Here is a 22096-nt window from a genome sequence, read left to right as displayed (position 1 = left end):
CTTCGACAGAGGAAAGGAATTCGCAGAGTATGAAAAGATCGAAGCAGCATTAGGATGCAAAACCTATTTCTGTGATCCTTACTGTGCGTGGCAAAAAGGAACCAATGAGAATACGAACGGATTACTGCGGGAGTTTTATCCTAAAGGAATGGATCTGTCTGAAGTGGACCCGGAGGAATTGAAAAAGAATCTGAATTTAATGAATAACAGGCCACGTAAATGCATAAAATATAAAACACCTAAAGAAGAATTACTGGGTAACTCATCGTAGGTGTTGCACTTAATTTGACAAATCATCCATAAGAAAACATGAATCAATGATTCATGCTTGCGTTAAATAGTCTATAAGATTAACATTGCTGAGTTTCTTGTAATCATTTGATAATGCTTCAAAATGCCATTGAGTATCATTAAATACATTAAGGGCACTTTCAAGTAAATCAATATCATTAACTGATATCGTATACATATTGGCCCAAAGTCCTCCTTCATTTTTATGAAAGCTGATATCTAGCTGATGGACATTGCTTGCAAGAATCATCAGGTAGCTTGCGAGAGTGCGGGCAAGAATATCATGGAGCTTACTAGGAAGATATTTATGCGCCTGCTTTGTATAAAAAGACTGTAAGGCATCTGGAAGATTGTAAAGGGTGGCATATGTGGCATCAAGAACAATCCCTTCCTCTTCGCAATGCTCCATAAAGGCATAGAAATAATCAAAAAGAATCTGTATGGCATTGATTTCATCTTGTGAGAGATGCTTCTTAAAGCCTGTTAAGCCTTCATTGAGTTCACCACGATCAAATTCTTCATAAATACCTGCCATCATCTTAAGACGGTTATTTTGAAAATATTGCATACTATCACTCACTTTCCTCACTATTATAGCATCCTTTTTCATCAAACTAAAGCTATACAATTATTCCTGATAGTGATACGATAGGTGCACATAAGGAGGAAATATAAGTAACTAAAAACCGAATTAAATGTGAGTCAATGTACTCAAAGGCACTCAAAACCCAGAGTGTTAGTTGGTGACTTAAAACCACTGAAATCATAGGAAAGATAAGCCAGTGCAAGTTGAAATAGTCTTGTTAACTATAGGGTAGAACCTTGATGGTAATGATTGAGTAATGGTAGAAGTCTACGAAAACCAAGTAGCAAAAAAGAAAAATATCAAGAAAGGAAAAGCTATTTAGATGAAAACCTATATCTAATCAATGAAAAAGAATTTATAGGTATGTACCGATGGCTTAGTCGGGAATTTACGACTGTGGAGTGTACAGGAACTTGTGAGTAGCGTATTGCTTGCAATCGCCAAAGCATACACAATGAAACAGTAACTACAAATCGTGAGATTGTAGCGAATCATCTAGCATGTACACAATTGTATATGTTTTTAGTAGCAGAATTGTATGAGTAAATATTTAGATGAAGCGATAAAATTAAGAGCACGTACTGATCGTCATTATAACTGTGCCCAGGCTGTTTTCGTACCATTTGTAAAGGATGCCAATCTTGATGAAGAGACGGCTTACAGAATTGCTGCTAACTTTGGCTCAGGCATGAAGATGGCTTCTACTTGTGGGGCAATTACAGGTGGCTTAATGGTCTTGGGACTATATGGCGTAGATGATCCTGCAACAATCACCCAGTATTATAAACGATTCAAAGATGCCCATGAAGGCATGATGAACTGTGCTGATCTTCTTAAAGCAAATTTTGAAAAGGGTGGGGCAAAAAAGCCACATTGTGATGCAATGGTTTATGAAGCGATTAGTTATGTCGAAAATATATTGCAGGAAAGACATATTATTGACTAGAAGGGTGAAATGCTCTTCTTTTTTTATTGCCATATGAGAGATGTTTTGACATTAAACAAGCCTACAACAATATGCACTATCTTTCGCGATTCAGTTTTCGCCATTGTAAGGGAGATAAGCCATAAATGTTTTTAAAAGCACGAGAGAAATGAAGCTGATTTTCATAGCCAACAGCTTGAGAAATATCAGCAATATGCATTTCAGTTCTTTTTAAGTACTCACAAGCTTTAATCATACGGTAATTGAGTAAAAAGGATTGCGGTGTTTTACCGGTTTCACGCTTAAAAAGCTTGCCGAAGTAGGAACGGTTGAGACCAATGTTATTGGCAATATCTTCAATGGAGATATCGTACATATAGTTTTGTTCAATAAAGACCATTGTTTCATGCATATAATAATCAACCAGACGATTACCAGAATGTTGTTCAGTGATCTTGATTGAACGCATCATATTATCAAGCGTCAGATACAAATGACCAATTAAATCGAAAGGCGTGGAATTCTTGCTTGTAGCAATATGCATCATATGCTTTACCATTTCTTTATGCGTATCTTCATAGATATAATGATAGATTGGAGAAGAAAGTGTTAAACCGACTGTATCCAATGCTTCTTTGACACGTAAACCATCAAATTCAATCCACATATATTCCCAGGGATCATGTGTATCTGCAATATAAGTTGTAATCTGGCCAGGGAAAATCATGAAGCCATCACCAGCCTTTAAGCGATAGCTAACATCAACACCTTTATCATTAATAGCCCGCAGGATGCCCTTACCTTTTAAAATATAATGGAAAAGATAATGATTTCTTGTTGCTGGACCAAAGAGATGTGAAGGCTTGCATACTTCACCGCCATACTGATAAAGCGTTAAATCAATAAATGTCTGATTGGGGAAAATGGAAAACTGCCAGTCTTGCATATATATCACCTCAGATAGGATTATACCATGATGAGATTTAATATGACAATATTCGAGTGAATAAGCGAATAAAGGTATAAAAAAAGCGTTTTTAAGGTATTCTAAGTCGCAAAATGGAATGTTACACTATAGGTGCCAAATGAAAAACAGCTGTTGAGGTAAAAAATGAATAGGAGGTCACTATGAGACTCAAAAAAGTTATGCGTGTTCTTCTTACACTGACGATGGTCTTATCCATTGCAGGATGTCAAAATTCGTCTTCTAAGAAAACCACGATTGAAATTATTTCCTATAAGCAGGAGGCTGCAACCTATTTTGATAAAGTTGCGAAAGAATTCAATGCTACACACACTGATATTAAACTCAAGATCTCTTCACCAAATGATGCTGTTACAGTTATGAAAACACGATTTATTCGTGAAGACTATCCAGATATCATTGGTATTGGTGGTGACGCAACATTCTCAGAATTTGTTGATGCTGGCATTTTAGCAGATATCTCTGATTTTGGTGATATCAAATTGATCAAAAAAGCCTATATTGATATGCTTGATCAGCTCGAATATGTTCCTACAAAAGGTATCTATGGTTTGCCTTATGTTGCTAATGCTTCTGGTATTCTTTACAACAAAGACATCTTTGAAGAACATGGCTATAAAGTTCCTGATACGTGGAATGAATTAATGGCTTTATGTGAACAAATGAAAAATGATGGACTTTTGCCATTCTATTTCGGCTATAAGGACACCTGGACAACAATGGCCCCATGGAACTCATTAGCTGTTTCCCTAGCACCGGCTAATACAACACAAAATGTCAATGCAGGCAAAACAACATTTACGAAGGAATATGATGAAACAGCACAGAAGATCAAAACATTATTAAAGTATGGGGAGAAAGAAGTAGCTGCATATGGCTACAATGATGCTTGTACAGCATTTGCAAAAGGGCAGTCAGCAATGTATACAATTGGTTCTTATGCCATTCCTCAGATTCTTTCATGTAATCCTAAAATGCATATTGGCTCATTTGTAATGCCTGCCAATAATGGCAAAAATAAGAATTACTTAAACTCAGGCATTGACCTGATGTTTGGTGTGACTAAAGCCTGCAAAAATAAAAAAGCAGCTTATACAGTCTTAGAATACTTATTAGAAAAAAAGAACTTACAGAAATATATTAATGCTCAAATGTCATTACCTTGCCGCACTGGTGACTTTAATTTACCAAAGCAGTTTGATGACATGCGCCCATGGATTGAGAGTGGCAAGATGATTGACTATCAGGATCACCATTATCCATCAACAATGGGATGCGATGCCATTGTCCAGAGTTATCTCTTAAAGGGTGATAAGAAAGCCTTCTTAGCTAAATGGGATAAGGACTGGAAACGCTACAATCGTGACATTATCCGCAAGGTTCAAGAATACAATAAAACGCATCAAAGCTAGGAAAGGAAAAGAAATGTTATGAAGAAAAAAAGCAAACTTGACTTCGATAAAACATACGTCTGGATGACAATTCCTCTCGTTGCACTGTTCTTCTTATTTAATACATACCCACTGATCAAGGGCTTTTTATACAGCTTTACAAATTTCCGTGGATATGGGTCATATCAAAGTGTTGGTCTAAGAAACTATCTTGATTTATTTACAGATGCACGTGTAGACCATTCTTACTTATTTACATTTGGGGTTGCCATTTGTGTCACTATTCTTGTTAATGTGATTTCCCTTGTACTAGCCCTAGGTTTAAATTCAAAAATTAAGTTTAAGAGTGGCTTACGTGCCTTATATTTCGTTCCTAATATCTTAGGTGCCTTAGTTGTTGGTTACATTTTCAATTATTTCTTTACCTATATTTTGCCAGCTTTCGAGAAGATGTTATTTGGTAGTGGCAGTTCTATTCTTGCTTCACAAAAATGGGCATGGGTTGCAATTGTCATCGTTTGTGCATGGCAGGCTATCGCCATGCAAACAATTATCTATATCTCTGGCTTGCAGACTGTTCCAGAAGATGTTTATGAAGCAGGAGCAATCGATGGATCATCGGGATGGACGAAATTCAGAACTTTAACATTACCTCTCATCTTACCATTCGTTACCATCAACCTTGTTCTCACAATGAAGAATGCATTAATGGTATTCGATCAGATCATGGCCTTAACGAAAGGTGGTCCAGCTCAGTCAACAGAATCCATATCCTACCTCATTTACAATAATGGAATGTCCGGTGGACAGTTTGGATTCCAAAGTGCTAATGCCGTTTTATTCTTCGTTGTCATTGTGCTCATATCAATCTTCCAGTTAAAATTCATGGGTAAAAAGGAGGAACAGTTATAATGAAAAAGAAATATAATTGGCCAGTCACAATCCTCTTAATCTTAGGCTTAGTAACTGTCCTATTCCCACTCTATATCACTGTAGTCATTGCCTTTAAGCAACCTAGCGAAATGGGCAATAGTGTTGCTTCCATCTTGTCTTTGCCAAAATCATGGAGTTTGTCAAACTTTGCACAAGCAATGAAGGTAACGGATTTCTGGCATAGCTTATTGAACTCAGTCTTAATCACGGGCGTAACAGTCATCTTGTCCGTTCTCTTACATTCCATGGCTGGTTATGCCATTGGCCGTATGAAGAAACGCCATAAATGGTTTAATCGTGCTTATTTCTATATTGTATCCGGGATGTTTGTACCATTTGCCATCTTAATGATGCCCCTCGTTAAAGAAACAGCAGACTTACATATTGCGAATATTGTTGGTGTTATTGTTTGTTATTTGGTGTTCTTTATGCCTATCAATGTCATGTTATATAGTGGTTATCTGACAAATATTCCAGAAGCACTAGAAGAAGCTGCTAAGGTTGATGGAGGCACAACATGGTCAACATATTGGACAATCATTTTCCCAATTATGAAACCTATGCATGCCACAGTGGCAATCCTGACAGCTTTAAGTACATGGAATGACGTTATGACCCCATTAGTCATCATGTCTGGTTCTGGTGCTAATACATTACCTTTAGCTCAGCTTACTTTCCAGACACAATTTGGGACAAACTATAATTTAGCTTTTGCCTCATATTTATTAGCTTTATTGCCAATGTTAATCTTCTATGTATTTGCACAAAAGCAGATCTTGAATGGAGTAGTTAATGGGGCAGTAAAATAAACACTTATTAAGGATAAAGGAGTATTATTATGTCGATTTCAATCAATGAGCGAACATTCGCTTTACATACGAAAAACACAACATATATGATGCAAGCTGATGACTATGGTTATCTATTACATCTCTATTATGGAAGAAAGGCAATCCTGCCTCCTGAATACCTGCTTGTAAAGAAAGACCGTGGCTTTAGTGGGAATCCATACGATGCTTTAAAAGATCGTACCTACTCACTAGATGTATTGCCTCAGGAGTTTCCTTTTGATGGCAGTGGTGACTTTCGTAGTACTTCATTTTCCCTACATACGCAAGAAGGTGTTTATGGCTGTGACTTACGCTTTAAAAAAGCAGAAGTCATTCAAGGAAAGACAGTTTTAAAGGGTCTTCCTGCGATGCGTGAAGTGAATGCTGAATCATTGGAAATAACGCTAGAAGACTCCTTTCTTCACTTAGAAGTCATCTTGGCATATTCTGTTTATGAAGATGTGGATATCATTACCCGTAGTGTACGCATTATCAATCATGGTCAGCCAATTATTATTGACAATATCAAATCAGCTTCATTGGATTTTGTTTCTGGCAACTATGATGTTATAAGTTTTTATGGCCGTCATACAATGGAGCGTATACCTAACCGTCAAGCCATTCAACATGGCATTTACAAGGTCTCTTCAAAACGAGGCACCTCTAGCCATCAATACAATCCAGCCTTGATTCTCTGCAGTCATGATGCTACAGAAACCAGTGGTGATGCATATAGTATGAACTTTGTTTATAGTGGCAGTTTTGAGGCTTTAGTCGAAGGTGATCAGTATAATCAGAAACGTATGGCTATGGGTATTGCTGCCGATTACTTTGATTATCCATTAGGAAAAGAAGAAACTTTCTATGCTCCAGAAGTCATGCTAAGTTATTCTTTTGAAGGCTTAACGAAGTTGTCACAAAACCTCCATCAGGGTATGAACAAATATTTAATTCGTGACCCTTATCAGGGAGAATTAAGACCAATCTTAATTAATAGCTGGGAAAGCTGCTATTTTGATTTTGATGGTGAAGCCATCTATCAGTTAGCGAAAAGTGCTAAGGATTGTGATATTGATATGGTTGTCATGGATGATGGCTGGTTTGGCAAGCGTAATAATGATGATGCAGGTTTGGGTGACTGGTATGTTAATGAGGAAAAATTAGGGGAATCCCTAGCTTCCTTAACACATCGCATTCATGAATTGGGTATGAAATTTGGCATTTGGTTCGAACCAGAATGTATCAATGAAGACAGTGATCTTTATCGCAAACATCCTGATTATGCTTTAAAAGTACCCGGTCACAAGTTTATTCGTTCAAGAGATCAGCTTGTTCTTGACTTCTCACGTCAGGAAGTTGTTGATGCAATCTTTAATCAGGTTTGTGATGTTTTAGATCATGCTGAAATTGATTATATCAAATGGGATTTCAACCGAAGTATTTCTGATCTTTATTCATCAACAACGATGCAAGGCAAAGTAATGTATGACTATGTCCTAGGGCTCTATGACTTCTTAGCACGGCTTATTAAACGCTATCCTTCATTGCTGATTGAAGGATGTAGCGGGGGCGGTGGACGCTTTGATGCAGGAATGCTCTACTATACACCACAGATTTGGCTATCGGACAATACGGATGCTATTGACCGCTTAACAATCCAGTATGGGTCTTCATTCATTTACCCAATCAGTAGTTTTGGTTCCCATGTCTCAGCGGTACCTAATCATCAGAATGGACGAATCACACCGATGAATACACGTGCCGTTGTTAGTATGAGCGGAAGCTTTGGATATGAGCTTGATATCACCAAGCTAAGCGATGATGATAGAGCAACGATAAAGAATCAGGTTAAAACATTTAAAAACTATGCTTCATTAATTCATCATGGTCTCTATTACCGCCTAACAAATCCACTTCATGATGAAGTAGGAGCTTATGCTTTCGTTAGTGAAGATCGCCAAGAAGCACTCATCTTTGCAGTAAGAATCATCACACAAAGTGCACGCTATGCACATTTTATTAAAGTAGAAGGTCTTGAAAAGGATGCATGTTATAAGGATGATCAAGGTCACTTCTATGAAGCCAATGTATTAAAAACACAGGGCCTACCACTCATTATTGAACAAGGTGAGTACCAGGCTTATACAATACACTTAACAAAATTAAAGGGAGAAAAAGAAAATGGCAAGAATTAGTTTCCAACACGTGGAAAAAACTTATGATAATAATGTTACTGTTGTCCCAGATTTAAATCTCGATATCAAAGATAAAGAATTCGTCGTATTGGTTGGTCCTTCAGGCTGTGGGAAGTCAACAACATTGCGTATGATTGCTGGTCTAGAAAGTATCACTTCAGGTGAGCTGTATATTGGTGATCGCGTCGTCAATGAGTTACAGCCAAAAGATCGTGATATTGCAATGGTATTTCAGACTTATGCACTTTATCCTCATATGACAGTTTATAAGAATATGGCCTATGCTTTGCAGTTGAAGAAAACACCTAAAGATGAAATTGATCGAAAAGTCAAACATGCTGCAGAAATCTTAGGATTAACGGAATACTTGAATCGTAAGCCACGTGCCTTGTCAGGTGGACAGAGACAACGTGTTGCATTAGGACGTGCAATGGTGCGTAATCCAGAAGTTTTCTTATTAGATGAACCATTATCTAATTTGGATGCAAAGCTGAGAACAGAAATGCGTGCTCAGATTGCAAAATTACATAAGCAGCTTGATACAACATTTGTGTATGTCACTCATGATCAGACAGAAGCCATGACAATGGCAGATCGTATTGTTGTCATGAATAAAGGTGTGATCCAGCAGTTCGATACACCAGCACATATTTATGATCATCCAGCTAACTTGTTTGTTGCTACTTTCATTGGTTCACCAAAAATGAACTTAACAGACGTTCTTTTAGAAAAGAAAGGCAACACATATTATATTAAGAATGAAGATCTTCATTTTGCTATTCCTGCTGGAAAAGTCAATGCCACATTTGATCAGTATGTTGGCAAAACTGTTACATTAGGCATTAGACCAGAAGACCTACATATAGAAAAGATCATGGTCGATACTTACCCTGATGCTATCTTTAATGCAACTTTGGACTTGGTTGAAAATACTGGCTCAGAAATGAATTTATATTTTAATTATCATGGAAAGGATATGATTTTAAAAACACCATCACGTTTTGATTACAAAGATGGTGATACAATCTCAATGGCTATTGATAAGAATAAGATTCACTTATTCGATAAGGAAACGGGAAAAGCTATTTCATAAACATAAGGGTCAGCATATGCTGATCCTTTTTGATTATTCCAACTCAATTTGTGCTTGAGAGAAATAATTCAACATAAAAACAATATAATCAAATAGAATAGTAGGCATGTGTTTCTATTTTGTTTTATAATAGTAACAGGGGGGAATTGATATGAATCTTGGAAAAATCGCAAAAGAAACATTAAAGATTGTTGATCAGGGCTATTATGAAATAGATCATCAAGCACATTCACTGAAGCTATCAAGGGATGAAATAGATAAAGTTATTGTTGTTAAACCTGAGTTAGTCAGAGAACTCTCTGAGGAAGCAAGAGAATATGAGGGAGAAGGTATGATTCAGGTTGTTGGAAAGGACAGCTTTGAAGCTGCAAGATGTCTTAAAGATGACACAATCGTCCTGAATTTCGCTAATGCTCTTAATCCTGGTGGCGGATTTCTAAAAGGGGCTAATGCTCAGGAAGAAGCTCTTTGTCGTCATTCAACGCTTTTCTTCTCCATTGGCAACAAGAAAGCGAGTGAAATGTATCATTATAATTTTGAAAACTTGAATGGCTTTGATTCAGAATATATGCTGGTTTCACCAAGAGTAGAAGTCTTTAGAGATGCTCAAGGTCAGCTTGTTGAAGACTCATTTGTTACAAGTGTGATCAGCTATGCAGCACCTAACCTCAATGGCCGGGCAGGCCATATTCCACAACGTTATCTTATGCCCATTATGAAAATCAAGATCAGGGATTTATTGAATGTCTGCATTCATTTCAACTATCGCAATGTCGTGCTTGGGGCATGGGGATGTGGTGCTTTTGGCCATGATGCAAAAGAAGTTGCTAAAATGTTTTATAGTATTCTTGTTGAAGAAGAATATCGGGATCATTTTGATCAGGTCGTGTTTGCGATTCCTACATTTGCCTCATCACGCAAGAATTATGAAGCATTCGAGGAGGTCTTTCATCAAACACAATCATAATAAAAATAAAACGCCATTATTTGGCGCTTTATCAAGGTAAAGAAGCAGAATCCCGTCGGCATATGCCTGATCTTACTTCTTTCACGCCTTTATCATAGGGGAATGACATCATAAATGTAATATTTTAAATTTTGCATGAATGATATTGTTCTTTAATGTTTGGCGTATTCTCTATAATAGAATCTTTGATTATTAAAATGCACAAGGAAGAGTTCAATAACATAATCAAATACTTATACATAGTAATCGTAGTGATAGGCATACTGGTTCTCTCGTATATACCTTCTTTATCACTTCCTTTTGTTGTTAAAGGCATGATTTACTGTACTATTTTCTTGCTCGTAGTCTTAATTATAAAGAAAATTAGTAAAAAAACCTTAAGGGATTATTTGTATCACAATTCAATACATAAAAACAGGAGGCTTCGAAGGCCTCCTGTTGAATTTATTGGAGTGATGATAGAGTTCAAGAAGTATTCAAAATCTGTGTAGATGATTTTCTTTTCTTGGGCAATTGGTGTATTCTCTTTTTGAGGTGAAATTATGATACAGGATATTGAACCACATCAGCTCATCAATCCTTATGATCATGATTATGAACATGATGTAAGAGATGACGATGTTATTTTTATTTTTGATAATAAACGTGTTCTTGTCAAAGAGCATACGGACCATCTTGTTTTTCCAGTCAAGAAGGAATTAAAAGAGAAACATGACTATATCTTTCTTTTCAAGATTGATGATATTCGTTGTTATCTTATTCGTGATAATGAAGAAATAGAAGGCTATGTCTTTAAGGATGTCTGGTCATTAAGAACGGATGATAAGCATTCAGCAAGTTTCCTCTATGCCCTGGTTACAGCCTATCAGCTTGCGAACTGGTATGATAATAATCAGTATTGTGGAAGATGTGGCGACAAGATGATCAGGGTGAAAGAAGAACGTGCGCTATCATGCCCATCATGCGGGCATCGCGTCTATCCACGTATTGTTCCGGCGGTGATTGTGGGCATTATTGATGGTGATCGCATCTGCATTACACAATATGCTCAGGGTTATGGCCATAATGCATTGGTGGCAGGATTTGTGGAAATCGGGGAGACGATTGAGCAGACTGTGGAGAGAGAAGTGATGGAAGAAGTGGGCTTGAAGGTCAAGAATATTCGTTACTATAAATCTCAGCCATGGGGCTTTGTCGATGACTTGTTGCTAGGATTCTATTGTGATGTCGATGGAGACAATACGATTCATATGGATCGTAATGAATTAAAGATTGCTCATTTTGTAAGACGTGAAGATATTGTCTTACAGCCCGATCATCTTTCACTCACAAATGAAATGATGCAAAGATTTAAAGAAGGCAAGACATGTTAAAAGGGACTCGTGATGAGTCCCTTTTGCTTACTTCATATCTCTTAAGAATGCTTCATATGCTCTTACTGCTTCATAAACATCAGCCTTTGAACTGATTTCAGCAGGAGAGTGCATACATAATACGGCAAGACCAGCATCAATTACTTCCATGCCATAGTTAGCCATGATATAGGCGATTGTTCCTCCGCCACCTACATCAACTTTACCAAGTTCTGCTGTCTGGAAGGCAACATTGTTGTCATCCATCACTTTACGAATCTTAGCCATATATTCAGCATTGGCATCATTGCTGCCAGATTTACCTCTTGAACCTGTAAATTTGTTGAAGACAATACCTTTGCCTAGGAATGCAGAGTTCTTTGCTTCAAATTTATCAGGGAAGAGTGGGTCAAAGCCAGCTGAGACATCACTTGAAAGCATTGTTGAGTGTGCTAAAGTTCTTCTTACGGCAATATCACTTTCCTTGCCCATTAAGTAAAGAATTTCTGCAAGCATGTTTTCAAAGAAGTGAGAATGCATACCACTTGCTCCAACAGAACCAATTTCTTCTTTATCCACTAATAGTGTACATGAAGTTCTTGTTGGATTTTCGACATTCAGCATCGCAAATAATGATGTCCATGCACAAATCTTATCATCCTGACCATAAGCAAGAACCATTGAGCGGTCAAAGCCTAAATCTCTTGCTTTATCAGCAGGAACAACTTCAAGTTCAGCCGATAAGAAATCTTCTTCCTCAATACCATACATCTCGCTTAAAAGCTTCATTGTATTAGACTTAACACGTTCCTTAACATCTTCACCATTATCAGTGACAGAACCAACGAGTAAGTCTAAATTTTCCCCTTCAATAACAACATTAGCTTTCTTTTGCATCTGTTCTTGAGCTAAATGCACAAGTAAGTCAGTAATTGTGAAGACTGGATCATCTTCCTTTTCACCAACACAGACATTGACAACAGTGCCATCTTTTTTCACAATCACACCATGAATGGCGAGAGGAATAGTCACCCACTGATATTTCTTAATACCACCATAATAATGTGTATCAAGATAGCTAAAGCCCTGTGCTTCATAAAGTGGATTCTGTTTGATATCGAGACGTGGTGAATCGATATGTGCACCAAGAATATTCATACCATCTTCAATAGGATCAGTACCAATATTAAATAAAGCAATTGTTTTATTATTATAAGTTGCATAGATCTTGCTGCCAGGCTTAACTTCCTTGACATCCTTTAAATCTACATAACCAGCTTCTTGAGCCATCTTTGTTGCGAGGGTTACACATTCTCTTTCAGTCTTACCAACATTCAAGCAATTCTTATAACGTTCATTAACTTCATTCATGTTTCTCAACTGATTTTCATCATATGTTTCCCATAAAAATTTTCTTTCCATTTCAAATCCTCCTTGCCTATCTATTCTATCTTTTTTATACGCTACATTCAAGCAAATGAATCTATATGTTATACTTGTTGGGGTGATAAAAATGCAAGAACAAAAAAACTATCCACGTCCGCAGTTAAGACGTGATGAATATACAACATTGGATGGCTATTGGGATTATGGCTTTTCCATCAATAAGGAAATTGATGACTATGATGGTAAGATTCTTGTACCATATCCTCCTGAAAGTCAAAAATCAGGAGTTGAGCGTATTTTGCTTCCGGGCAATTATTTGCATTATCGTCGTACTTTTCATCTCACAAAACATGCGCATCAACGCCTTCTTCTCCATTTTGAAGCAGTCGATGCATATTGTGAGGTCTTTCTTAATGGCTGCTTCGTTGGGAAGCATGATGGGGGCTATCTGCCTTTTAGCTTTGATATAACCAATGAGATTGTTGAAGGTGAGAATGAGATTAAGGTGGTTGTCCAAGATGATACGGATTATGGCAATCATGCCAGGGGCAAGCAGCGCCTTCACCATGGAGGAATGTACTATACGCCAGTAAGTGGTATCTGGCAGACTGTATGGTATGAATGGGTTGATGAACAATATATTACAGATGTCTTGTTTAAGCCTGACTTACAAAAACAAGGTGTTTATCTTGAAGTCTGTACAATGGGTGATCTAGAAGATGTTGAAGTGATTATTCACCAGCCAGATACAAAAGAATCTACAACTTACCATATTCCTGCTTGTCAACAGGCATTCATCGCATTAAAAAATATTCAACTCTGGTCACCTGATCATCCATGTCTCTATGATGTAGAACTCATTTATGGTCATGATCATGTTACAAGTTATTTTGGGATGCGGGCATTTAGTCAAGTGGAAATCAATGGCCATCACTATATGGCAATAAATGGCAAGCCCATATTCCATTATGGCTTATTAGATCAGGGGTATTATCAGGGAACTTTGATGAGTCCACCAAGTGATGAAGCTGTTATCAAGGATTTGAAGCTTGTCAAGTCATTGGGCTTTAATACTATCCGTAAGCATGTCAAGATTGAAAATAGTCGTTTCTATTACCGTTGCGATCAGTTAGGTATTCTTGTCATGCAGGATATGGTCAATGGGGGAGAGAGATATGATGATCAGTTTGTCACTGTTCAACCCAATCTTTTTCCTGCTTTACAATCCAAGCGTGATGATCATAACTATATCCAGATGAAACGTCCTGATCCAGATAACCGAGCAGCATATTATCGTGAGGTCAAAGAGACAATAGAACATCTTAGGCACTTTGTGTCCATTGATACATGGGTTGCATTCAATGAAGGCTGGGGGCAGTTTGATAGTCAAGAAGTGACGGATTATATCAAGAAACTTGATCCAGAACGCTTTGTCGACAGTGCTTCTGGTTGGTTTGATATGAAAGCAGGGGATTTTCTTTCCATTCATAACTACTTCCGTCCTCTTCATCTTAAAAAGAGTCAACGCATCATTATCTTAAGTGAGTTTGGTGGGATGAACTATCAAATCAATAATCATTTCTATGGCAAAAAGAATTATGGCTATAAACGAGTTTCAAGTCGTAAAGATTTTATGATAGCCTACCGTAAACTGATGATCCGTGATATCATGAAGAACATCCCCCATGGTCTTGCTGGAAGCATCTATACCCAGTTTTCAGACATCGAAGATGAAGTCAACGGCTTAATCACTTATGACAGAGAAGTTGTCAAATGTGATCAGGAGATCATGAGAGGCATTGCTCAAAGAATCTATGGACTCTTTGACAGGGAGGTTGGAAATGAATAATTTGATTTTTAGTTTGAATGCGACAATGCCGGTCTTTCTTTTGATGGTCTTTGGCTATTTTCTTAATAGAATTGGCTGGATGGATGATGAACTGGCAGCTAAGCTCAATACCTTCGTCTTTCGTATCCCTTTGCCTGTGTTGCTTTTCCATCAGCTAGCAACAACAGACTTCATTAAAGCCTGGGATACTAAATTTGTCCTCTTCTGTTTCTTTGCGACATTTGCGTCCATTTTAATCGTTACGCTTTTATCAAGTCTTTTGATTAAACAGCGTGACCTTCAGGGAGAATTTATTCAGGCAAGCTATCGTTCAAGTGCTGCACTTCTTGGTATTGCCTATATTAGTAATCTTTATGGACGTGCGACCATGGCACCCTTGATGATTATTGGCGCCGTACCACTTTATAATATCATGGCTGTTGTAGTGCTTTCGTTAACAGAACCAGGAGCAGAAAAGCTCAACAAAGCTGTCTTAAAGAAAACCATTCTAGGTATTTTTAAGAACCCAATTATTATTGGTATTGTTTTAGGTTTCTTCTATTCCATCTTGAATCTTCCACTGGGCAAGATTCCTGATAAATTCTTAAGTGAAGTGGCAGCTCTTTCTACGCCACTCGGCTTAATGGCCATGGGAGCTAGCGTGGATGTGAAGAAAATTGGTGGTCAGCTTAAGAATGCCATTGTTGCTTCCTTTATTAAGCTTGTCGGCCTTGAAATCATCTTCTTGCCTCTTGCAATCAAGTTCGGCTTCAGATATGACAAGCTTGTTGCCATACTCATCATGCTTGGTTCAGCAACGACAGTATCAAGTTATGTCATGTGTCGTAATATGCATCATGAAGGCATTCTTACAAGCAATACCGTCATTCTTACAACAATCCTTTCAGCTTTTACACTCACGTTCTGGATTTTCCTGCTTAGAACATTACATACGATTTAAAAAGACTGTTGGCTTATTGGCCAGCATTCTTTGTGCTTGTGATGAATTGTTGGAAGATGAGACGGCTCTTTTCATCATTGTGGAAACTATGCTCAGGATGCCATTGAATACCCCAGATGAATGTCTTATTGGAAACGTCAATAGCTTCAATAAGACCATCTTCACTTGTTGCCATGACTTCAAGATGATTGCCAAGTTTTTGGATGGCCTGATGATGTCTGGAATTTACGCCAATTGTATCCTGCTTCAAGAGCTTTTGTAGAGGCGTATCTTGCTGAAGGGTGACTTGATGGCAAGGTGCATCATAGGGCTTAAGCATATCATGTTTGATAGAAGAAGGATGCAGGGAAGGCAAATCCTGATAGAGGGTACCACCATGAATGACATTTAAGAGCTGAAGCCCCCGACAAATACAAAGAGCAGGCATATCTTGATCGAGCACTTCCTTCATTAGCTTTATTTCAAAATAGTCTCTTGCCTCAAGATAGGGACCACACCTCTCTAACAAATCTTCGCCATAAAGAAGTGGATTAATGTCCTGACCACCTGTAAAAAGCACACCATCAAGATGAGGCATGATGGCTTCAATATCTACATTATAAGGTAAAATAATAGGAATCCCCCCGGATTTATTAATCGCTTCTGTATATTCAGGTAACATCCAATAGCTATGACGCTTTTCATCATATAAAGCAACAATGCCAATAATTGGTTTCATATTCTCACATCCTTTTTTGTCCATACAGTATATCTTGATAGATATGGAGTCAAGGAAAAAGATAGCCGCAACGACTATCTCTTAAACAACTGTTTCACTTTTCCAGCATTAAGTGCACCATAAATTATATAGAATGCAACCATATTCACAATCCCTTCAACAATCAGGCCAGGAGCCTGCATAAGACCAGTAGGCAAGGAGTGATAAATGATTGCCCCAACAAGAGAATAACCAATAATCCCTTCAAGTGTTCCAATGAGTGAGGCAAGTAGGAGATAGGGTGAATGAAGGGAAGTTACCTCCTTCTTCCCAATTATACCAACAAGATAGCCCATCAGGCCTTTTAAGAAAAATGTTGGAATAGCCCACATACTCCAGCCGCTAAGCAAATCGGCTAAAGCTGAACCAACACCACCAATAATGAAGCCAGCTTTTTCATTTAAGAACATCGCAAACAAGAAAACAAAGCAGTTTCCTAAATTCGCATAACCTAGGGGAATAGGAATTTGAATGAACATTGTGGAAATAAAGACAATGGCAATACCTAAACCATAAATGGCAATATGGTAAGTCTGATTATGTTTCATGGCAAGACCTCCTAGGCCAATTATAGAAAAATCCTATTTATTGTAAAGAGGAATCTATTTCTTGCCTTCTACTTCATCAAAGAATTCTTCTAAATAGTTTACCATGAACTGATGACGCTGATCAGCGAGAACTCTAGCACACTCCGTATTCATCATATCCTTAAGAAGTAGGAGTTTCTCATAGAAATGATTGATTGTACTTGATTGATGCTGACGATAGCTTGCTTCATCCATGTTGCGTTCTGGCTTTTCATCATTGTAGAGAGGACGGTTGTGGTTGCCACCAAAGGTAAATGCCCTGGCAATGCCAATTGCTCCAATGGCATCAAGACGATCAGCATCCTGTACAATCTTGCCTTCAAGTGTAGAAGGGGACTTGCTTTGATTGCCCTTAAAGGAAACATCCTGAATAATCGCAATGACTTCTTCCTGTGTTGCTTTATCAATGCCATATCTATTCATCAATAAGCGGGCATTTTGATAGTTGATGCTTTGCGTTAGCTTGACATCATCGACATCATGAAGAAGAGCAGCTAAGCTCACAATCTCAAGATTGGCGTGCTCTTGTATTGCGATATTGTTGGCAAGCTTATAGACACGCATTGTATGGTTAAAGTCATGACCACTATAATCATCCTTAAAGAATTTTTGAAGATCGCTAAGTAAGCTATCAAGAACTTCTTTAGTCATCAAGCTGCATCCTTTCAAGCTTCAGCATTAAGCTGGCATATTCATCTTCATCAATCTTGCCAATTTCCAGAAGCTTGTCATCAATGCTTTTAAGAACAATCTTACGGTCTTCAAGAGAGTTGACAAAGTCATATTGGGATGCATCGATGGTCATCTTTGGGGAAGCATCATAGGCTTCATACCAAGGGGTATAATGTTCTAAGAGGTTGATATAGTATTCTCTTAAAGTTGGATCATTCTCTATCTGTTCATAATCACGACCACGCTTTTTAATATGAGCAAGCATTGTTGTGATATCGATATCAATATGGACAAGAAGATCGGGTGCTTTTTTATGGGCGGCATAGGGAAGTTCTTCCATCATGTTCTCAAGAAGGTCATCGTAGACCTTGACTTCTTCTTCATTGCAGCGCCCCATTTCCGCATTCATATGGAAGAAGAGGCTGTCTTCATAGATGGAACGATCAAGGACATTGTTGTCATTGGTCATCGCTTCTTTGATCATCGCAAAACGCTTATTTAAGAAATAAATCTGAAGTAGGAAGGCATAATGGTTGGGATCTTTATAGAAAAGTGGCAAAATAGGATTATCGCCCACGGGTTCAAAAAATGCTTCTGTTCCAAGATGCTTGGAAACAAATGTCGTTAAATTGCTTTTACCTGCGCCAATAGCGCCAGACATAATTATCATCAATACTGTAACTCCTTTTTCTAGAATCTAACTGAGTATAATATGTTTTGCTTCGGCAAACAACCATGACGATAAAGATTTCCTAATTTAGGAAGTTGCTTTTTGGATAAAGGAAAGCGTGCTATACTACGAACGAAAAGAAGGTATGAATATGGATAGAAAAACACAGGAACAATATGAAAAACTTGTCTTAACACCTATTAAAGTTATCATTCCTCAGCTTGCCATTCCAACCATTATCTCGATGATGGTATCAATGATCTATAATTTAGTTGATGCTTATTTTGTCGGCAAGATTGGGACGGCGGCGGCTGCTGCGGTGGGCATTTTAATGAGTGTTCAGGCCATCTATCAGGCAATTGGCTTTATGTGCGGTCATGGCTCTGGTTCCAATATTTCTCGTCTCTTAGGGCAGGGCCGTGTTGATGAAGCTAGCAACTATGCTTCAACAGCGTTTCTGATGTCAATTGTCATCACCACAATTCTCACTATTCCAGCACTTATTTTTATTACCCCACTCATGCATATGTTGGGCTCAACCACAACCATTCTTCCCTATGCGAGAATTTATGGCTATTATATGTTGATATGTGGGCCTGCATTAGCGGCAAGCTGTGTCTTGAATAATATCATGCGTTATGAAGGCAAAGCATCACTGGCGATGATTGGGTTGGTATCTGGTGGTGTTTTGAATATGATCGGTGATCCCATCTTTATGTTTGGCTTGAAGATGGGCATTCATGGTGCTGGTCTTTCAACGGCACTTTCGCAATATGTCTCACTTGGCATTCTCTTCTATATGTTTTATTCAGGCAAGACCATCAGCAAGATTTCTTTCAAACATTTCCATTTACGCAAACTTGCCATTGGTAATATTGTCTCAAATGGATTACCAAGTTTACTGCGTCAGGTGCTTAACTCAGTTTCTACCATGACTCTTAATATTGCAGCCAATCCTTATGGCGATGCAGCCATTGCCGCAATGACGATTGTTGGACGTATTGTCGCTTTCTTTGCCTCAATGATGGTTGGTATTGGCCAGGGCTATCAGCCTGTTGGTGCTTATAATTATGGGGCAAAAAAATATAAACGTATTCGTCAGGGCTTCTATTTTACATGGGGGCTAGGGGAAATACTTTTAATGGGGGCAGCGATTGTCGGATTGCTTTTTTCAAGAGAACTTGTTAGTATATTCAGGGATGATCAAGCCGTTATCGCAATTGGTGTAAGAGCTTTGCGTTTTCAGTGCTTTGCTTTGATTTTGCAGCCTTTGGGCATTGTCTGCAACATGATGTTCCAGTCCATTGGTAAGGCAAAAATTGCCAGTCTGCTTGCCTCACTAAGAAGTGGGCTCTACTATATTCCTGCACTTATCATCTTACCAATGTTCTTAGGTATCACAGGGGTAGAAATCTCGCAGTTAGTTGGTGATGCACTGACTTTCTTGACATGTGTCCCAATTGTCATACGCTTCTTTAGACAATTACCAAATAAGAATATCGAAACGGAGATTGATCACGCCTATCAACAAGCAAAGGAGGAATAGTATGCGTCGTTTTGAATTTGTCATAAAAATTCTTATCGGATTATTATTGTTGGCACTTTCAGTGAATGTCTTCGTATTACCTTTTGGCTTTATTTCTGGTGGAACAACCGGTTTAGGTCTTATTGGCCGTCATTTCTGGCATTGGAATTTCAATATGGTTGTAACGGGTGTTAATATCATCATGTTTATTGTGGGCTTCATCTTTATGGGAAAGAAGTTTGCTGCTACAACACTCCTGGCAACATTTATATACCCTCTCCTTCTTGAAGTCACAAGTTATTTTACAGATCAGATTCACCTCACAAATGATCCTCTTATAGCCTGCGTGATGGGTGGCATTCTAGCTGGTGCAGGGATTGGCCTAGTCATTCAAAGCGGGGCAAGCACGGGTGGTATGGATATTCCACCCATTGTCCTCAACAAATTCTTCCACTGGCCAGTTGCTGTTGTGATGAATCTCCTTGATTTAACAGAACTCTTATTCCAGGCTACATTTTCTCCAATCACCAAGACAGTCTGTGGTATCATTATGCTTTTTACGACAACCTTCATCATGAATCGTATTCTGACATTCGGTCATACAAGTTATCAGGTTCTTCTCATATCCACACAATATGAAGCAATCAGAAATCTTCTCATTCATGATCTTGATAAGGGCTTGACTTTATTAAAGGTTGAAACAGGTTATCATTTGGATGATTCCAAAGCATTACTATCCGTAGTCAATCAAAAAGACTTACATAGCTTAAGAAGTGGTGTTTATGCGATTGATCCGCATGCCTTTATGATTGTCAGCAAGGTCACTGAAGTCAGAGGTGAGAACTTTACGGACTGGACAAAAATCAATAGAACAGAAAGATTTCTCAATTCTTAAGAAAAATATTGCACTCATGCAATATTTTTTTATAATCTTTTTTTGAGGTATTAAAAAATGGAAAACACAATTGTAACACTCAAAAAAGGTGAAGGTAGATCTTTTAAACAAGGTGGTTTATGGATCTATGATAATGAAATAGAAACAATTAAGGGAAGATTCAAGAATGGACATTTAGTCGAAGTACATGACTACAATGACTATCCATTAGGTATTGGCTATATCAACCAGAACTCTAAAATACGCGTACGCATGCTGAGCCGTAATGTGCAGCAGGAAATAAATGATGCGTTCTTTAAGATGCGTCTCTCTCACGCCTGGCAATATCGTAAAGATACAGTTGATACATCGAGCTGTCGTATTGTCTTTGGTGAAGCGGATTTCTTGCCTGGACTTGTGATTGATAAGTTTGAAGATGTTCTTGTCATTCAGGCCTTGACTTTGGGCATGGATTTACTCAAAGAGCGTCTTGTCAATTTGATGAAAGGAGTGCTGCAAGAAGATGGCATTACGATTCGTGGCGTCTATGAAAGAAGCGATGCGAAAGAACGTGATAAAGAAGGCTTAAGTCGTATTAAAGGCTTTATTGGAGAGCCATTTGCGACAAAGTTTGATATTGTGGAAAATGGTGTACATTATCATATTGACGTAGAAAATGGCCAGAAGACGGGCTTCTTCCTTGATCAAAAATATAACCGTCTTGCAATGCAGAGAATTGTCAAAGATAAAACCGTTCTTGATTGTTTTACTTATATTGGTACATTTGCCTTGAACTGTGGCTATGCTGGAGCAAAGGATGTTCTTGGTGTGGATGCAAGTGATTTAGCTGTTGAACTGGCCAATGATAATGCAAAACTCAACCATCTTGAAGACAAGGTACACTTTGAACAACATGATGTCTTTGATTTCCTTCCTGAACTTGTTGAAGAAGGAAAGAAGTTTGATGTTGTCATTCTCGATCCACCCGCCTTTACAAAAAGCAGAAGCTCCATCAAGAATGCCATCAAAGGCTATCGTGAAATCAATCGTGAAGGCTTAAAGCTTGTCAAAGATGGTGGCTATCTGGCTAGCTGTACATGTTCTCACTTTATGGATAATGAGAACTTTGTGAAGGCTATTGAGCAGGCAGCTCGCTCTGTCCATAAGCGTTTACGTCAGATTGAATTTCGTCAGCAATCACCTGATCATCCAATATTATGGGGAGCCAGTGATTCAAGTTATTTAAAGTTTTATATTTTTCAGGTTACGGATGAAAAATAGTTAGGGG

The 22096-nt window shown here is 38.1% G+C and carries 21 protein-coding genes; 14 read left to right on the top strand and 7 right to left on the bottom strand.

The window, feature by feature from the left end; translation table 11 throughout:
* Nucleotides 1-271, top strand: a 271-nt coding sequence (locus T529_RS0105395) for an IS30 family transposase (RefSeq protein WP_156032170.1), incomplete at its 5' end; no start/stop codon positions are given.
* Nucleotides 272-322: 51 nt separating this feature from the next.
* Here T529_RS0105395 and T529_RS0105390 read toward each other — a convergent pair.
* Nucleotides 323-859, bottom strand: a complete 537-nt coding sequence (locus T529_RS0105390) for a hypothetical protein (RefSeq protein WP_033162592.1) — start codon at nucleotides 857-859, stop codon at nucleotides 323-325.
* 556 nt (nucleotides 860-1415) lie between these two features.
* On the opposite strand from T529_RS0105390, the gene T529_RS0105385 reads away from it, so the two are divergent.
* The gene (locus tag T529_RS0105385; RefSeq protein WP_033162591.1) at nucleotides 1416-1823 is read left to right on the top strand and encodes a C-GCAxxG-C-C family protein; all 408 of its coding nucleotides are present in this window, start codon (nucleotides 1416-1418) and stop codon (nucleotides 1821-1823) included.
* Nucleotides 1824-1899: 76 nt separating this feature from the next.
* Here the strand turns inward: T529_RS0105385 and T529_RS0105380 are convergent, their stop codons facing one another.
* Nucleotides 1900-2748 carry an AraC family transcriptional regulator gene (locus T529_RS0105380; protein WP_033162590.1) on the bottom strand — a complete coding sequence of 283 codons (849 nt, stop codon included), beginning with the start codon at nucleotides 2746-2748 and terminating at the stop codon, nucleotides 1900-1902.
* Between the two features lie 182 nt (nucleotides 2749-2930).
* On the opposite strand from T529_RS0105380, the gene T529_RS0105375 reads away from it, so the two are divergent.
* The 7 genes from T529_RS0105375 to nudC all read left to right on the top strand — a co-directional run bounded on the left by T529_RS0105375 (nucleotide 2931) and on the right by nudC (nucleotide 11569).
* The gene (locus T529_RS0105375) at nucleotides 2931-4199 is read left to right on the top strand and encodes an ABC transporter substrate-binding protein (RefSeq protein ID WP_033162589.1); all 1269 of its coding nucleotides are present in this window, start codon (nucleotides 2931-2933) and stop codon (nucleotides 4197-4199) included.
* Between the two features lie 18 nt (nucleotides 4200-4217).
* Nucleotides 4218-5090 carry a carbohydrate ABC transporter permease gene (locus T529_RS0105370; protein WP_033162588.1) on the top strand — a complete coding sequence of 291 codons (873 nt, stop codon included), beginning with the start codon at nucleotides 4218-4220 and terminating at the stop codon, nucleotides 5088-5090.
* Nucleotides 5090-5920, top strand: a complete 831-nt coding sequence (locus tag T529_RS0105365; RefSeq protein ID WP_033162587.1) for a carbohydrate ABC transporter permease — start codon at nucleotides 5090-5092, stop codon at nucleotides 5918-5920. Before T529_RS0105370 ends, T529_RS0105365 begins: the two co-directional genes overlap by 1 nt.
* A 29-nt stretch (nucleotides 5921-5949) precedes the next feature.
* Nucleotides 5950-8136 carry an alpha-galactosidase gene (locus T529_RS0105360; protein WP_033162586.1) on the top strand — a complete coding sequence of 729 codons (2187 nt, stop codon included), beginning with the start codon at nucleotides 5950-5952 and terminating at the stop codon, nucleotides 8134-8136.
* Complete coding sequence (locus T529_RS0105355) at nucleotides 8123-9229, top strand: ABC transporter ATP-binding protein (protein WP_033162585.1); 1107 nt, start codon at nucleotides 8123-8125, stop codon at nucleotides 9227-9229. The genes T529_RS0105360 and T529_RS0105355 overlap by 14 nt, the downstream gene beginning before the upstream one ends.
* Before the next feature lie 151 nt (nucleotides 9230-9380).
* Nucleotides 9381-10196, top strand: a complete 816-nt coding sequence (locus T529_RS0105350; RefSeq protein ID WP_033162584.1) for a TIGR02452 family protein — start codon at nucleotides 9381-9383, stop codon at nucleotides 10194-10196.
* Nucleotides 10197-10738: 542 nt separating this feature from the next.
* Nucleotides 10739-11569 carry an NAD(+) diphosphatase gene (gene nudC, locus T529_RS0105345; RefSeq protein WP_033162583.1) on the top strand — a complete coding sequence of 277 codons (831 nt, stop codon included), beginning with the start codon at nucleotides 10739-10741 and terminating at the stop codon, nucleotides 11567-11569.
* 27 nt (nucleotides 11570-11596) lie between these two features.
* Here the strand turns inward: nudC and T529_RS0105340 are convergent, their stop codons facing one another.
* The gene (locus tag T529_RS0105340; protein ID WP_033162582.1) at nucleotides 11597-12970 is read right to left on the bottom strand and encodes an aminopeptidase; all 1374 of its coding nucleotides are present in this window, start codon (nucleotides 12968-12970) and stop codon (nucleotides 11597-11599) included.
* Between the two features lie 91 nt (nucleotides 12971-13061).
* On the opposite strand from T529_RS0105340, the gene T529_RS0105335 reads away from it, so the two are divergent.
* Nucleotides 13062-14783, top strand: coding sequence for a glycoside hydrolase family 2 protein (locus T529_RS0105335; RefSeq protein ID WP_051646869.1), 1722 nt, complete (start codon nucleotides 13062-13064; stop codon nucleotides 14781-14783).
* Nucleotides 14776-15723 (top strand): AEC family transporter, encoded by a 948-nt coding sequence (locus T529_RS0105330; RefSeq protein WP_033162581.1) that lies wholly within the window; start codon nucleotides 14776-14778, stop codon nucleotides 15721-15723. The genes T529_RS0105335 and T529_RS0105330 overlap by 8 nt, the downstream gene beginning before the upstream one ends.
* A 13-nt stretch (nucleotides 15724-15736) precedes the next feature.
* Here the strand turns inward: T529_RS0105330 and T529_RS0105325 are convergent, their stop codons facing one another.
* The 4 genes from T529_RS0105325 to T529_RS0105310 all read right to left on the bottom strand — a co-directional run bounded on the left by T529_RS0105325 (nucleotide 15737) and on the right by T529_RS0105310 (nucleotide 18409).
* Entirely contained in the window at nucleotides 15737-16441 is a 705-nt protein-coding gene (locus T529_RS0105325; RefSeq protein ID WP_033162580.1) for a gamma-glutamyl-gamma-aminobutyrate hydrolase family protein, read from the bottom strand.
* A 74-nt stretch (nucleotides 16442-16515) separates the two neighbouring features.
* Nucleotides 16516-17028 (bottom strand): ECF transporter S component, encoded by a 513-nt coding sequence (locus tag T529_RS0105320; protein WP_051646868.1) that lies wholly within the window; start codon nucleotides 17026-17028, stop codon nucleotides 16516-16518.
* A 54-nt stretch (nucleotides 17029-17082) separates the two neighbouring features.
* Nucleotides 17083-17718 (bottom strand): HD domain-containing protein, encoded by a 636-nt coding sequence (locus tag T529_RS0105315; protein WP_033162579.1) that lies wholly within the window; start codon nucleotides 17716-17718, stop codon nucleotides 17083-17085.
* The gene (locus T529_RS0105310; protein ID WP_033162578.1) at nucleotides 17711-18409 is read right to left on the bottom strand and encodes a deoxynucleoside kinase; all 699 of its coding nucleotides are present in this window, start codon (nucleotides 18407-18409) and stop codon (nucleotides 17711-17713) included. Before T529_RS0105310 ends, T529_RS0105315 begins: the two co-directional genes overlap by 8 nt.
* 151 nt (nucleotides 18410-18560) lie before the next feature.
* Here T529_RS0105310 and T529_RS0105305 point away from each other — a divergent pair, with 151 nt between their 5' ends.
* The 3 genes from T529_RS0105305 to T529_RS0105295 are packed head-to-tail and all read left to right on the top strand — an operon-like array spanning nucleotide 18561 to nucleotide 22089.
* Nucleotides 18561-19955 carry an MATE family efflux transporter gene (locus T529_RS0105305; RefSeq protein ID WP_033162577.1) on the top strand — a complete coding sequence of 465 codons (1395 nt, stop codon included), beginning with the start codon at nucleotides 18561-18563 and terminating at the stop codon, nucleotides 19953-19955.
* Nucleotide 19956: 1 nt separating this feature from the next.
* Nucleotides 19957-20829 carry a YitT family protein gene (locus T529_RS0105300; protein ID WP_033162576.1) on the top strand — a complete coding sequence of 291 codons (873 nt, stop codon included), beginning with the start codon at nucleotides 19957-19959 and terminating at the stop codon, nucleotides 20827-20829.
* A 57-nt stretch (nucleotides 20830-20886) separates the two neighbouring features.
* Nucleotides 20887-22089 (top strand): class I SAM-dependent rRNA methyltransferase, encoded by a 1203-nt coding sequence (locus T529_RS0105295; RefSeq protein WP_033162575.1) that lies wholly within the window; start codon nucleotides 20887-20889, stop codon nucleotides 22087-22089.
* The last annotated feature ends 7 nt before the right edge of the window (nucleotides 22090-22096 follow it).

This window comes from Sharpea azabuensis DSM 18934 (genome assembly GCF_000702165.1).
Taxonomy (GTDB): Bacteria; Bacillota_I; Bacilli_A; order Erysipelotrichales; family Coprobacillaceae; genus Sharpea; species Sharpea azabuensis.
The sequence above is the reverse complement of the archived record's forward strand: the minus strand, read 5'-3'. Positions and strand labels throughout refer to the sequence as shown.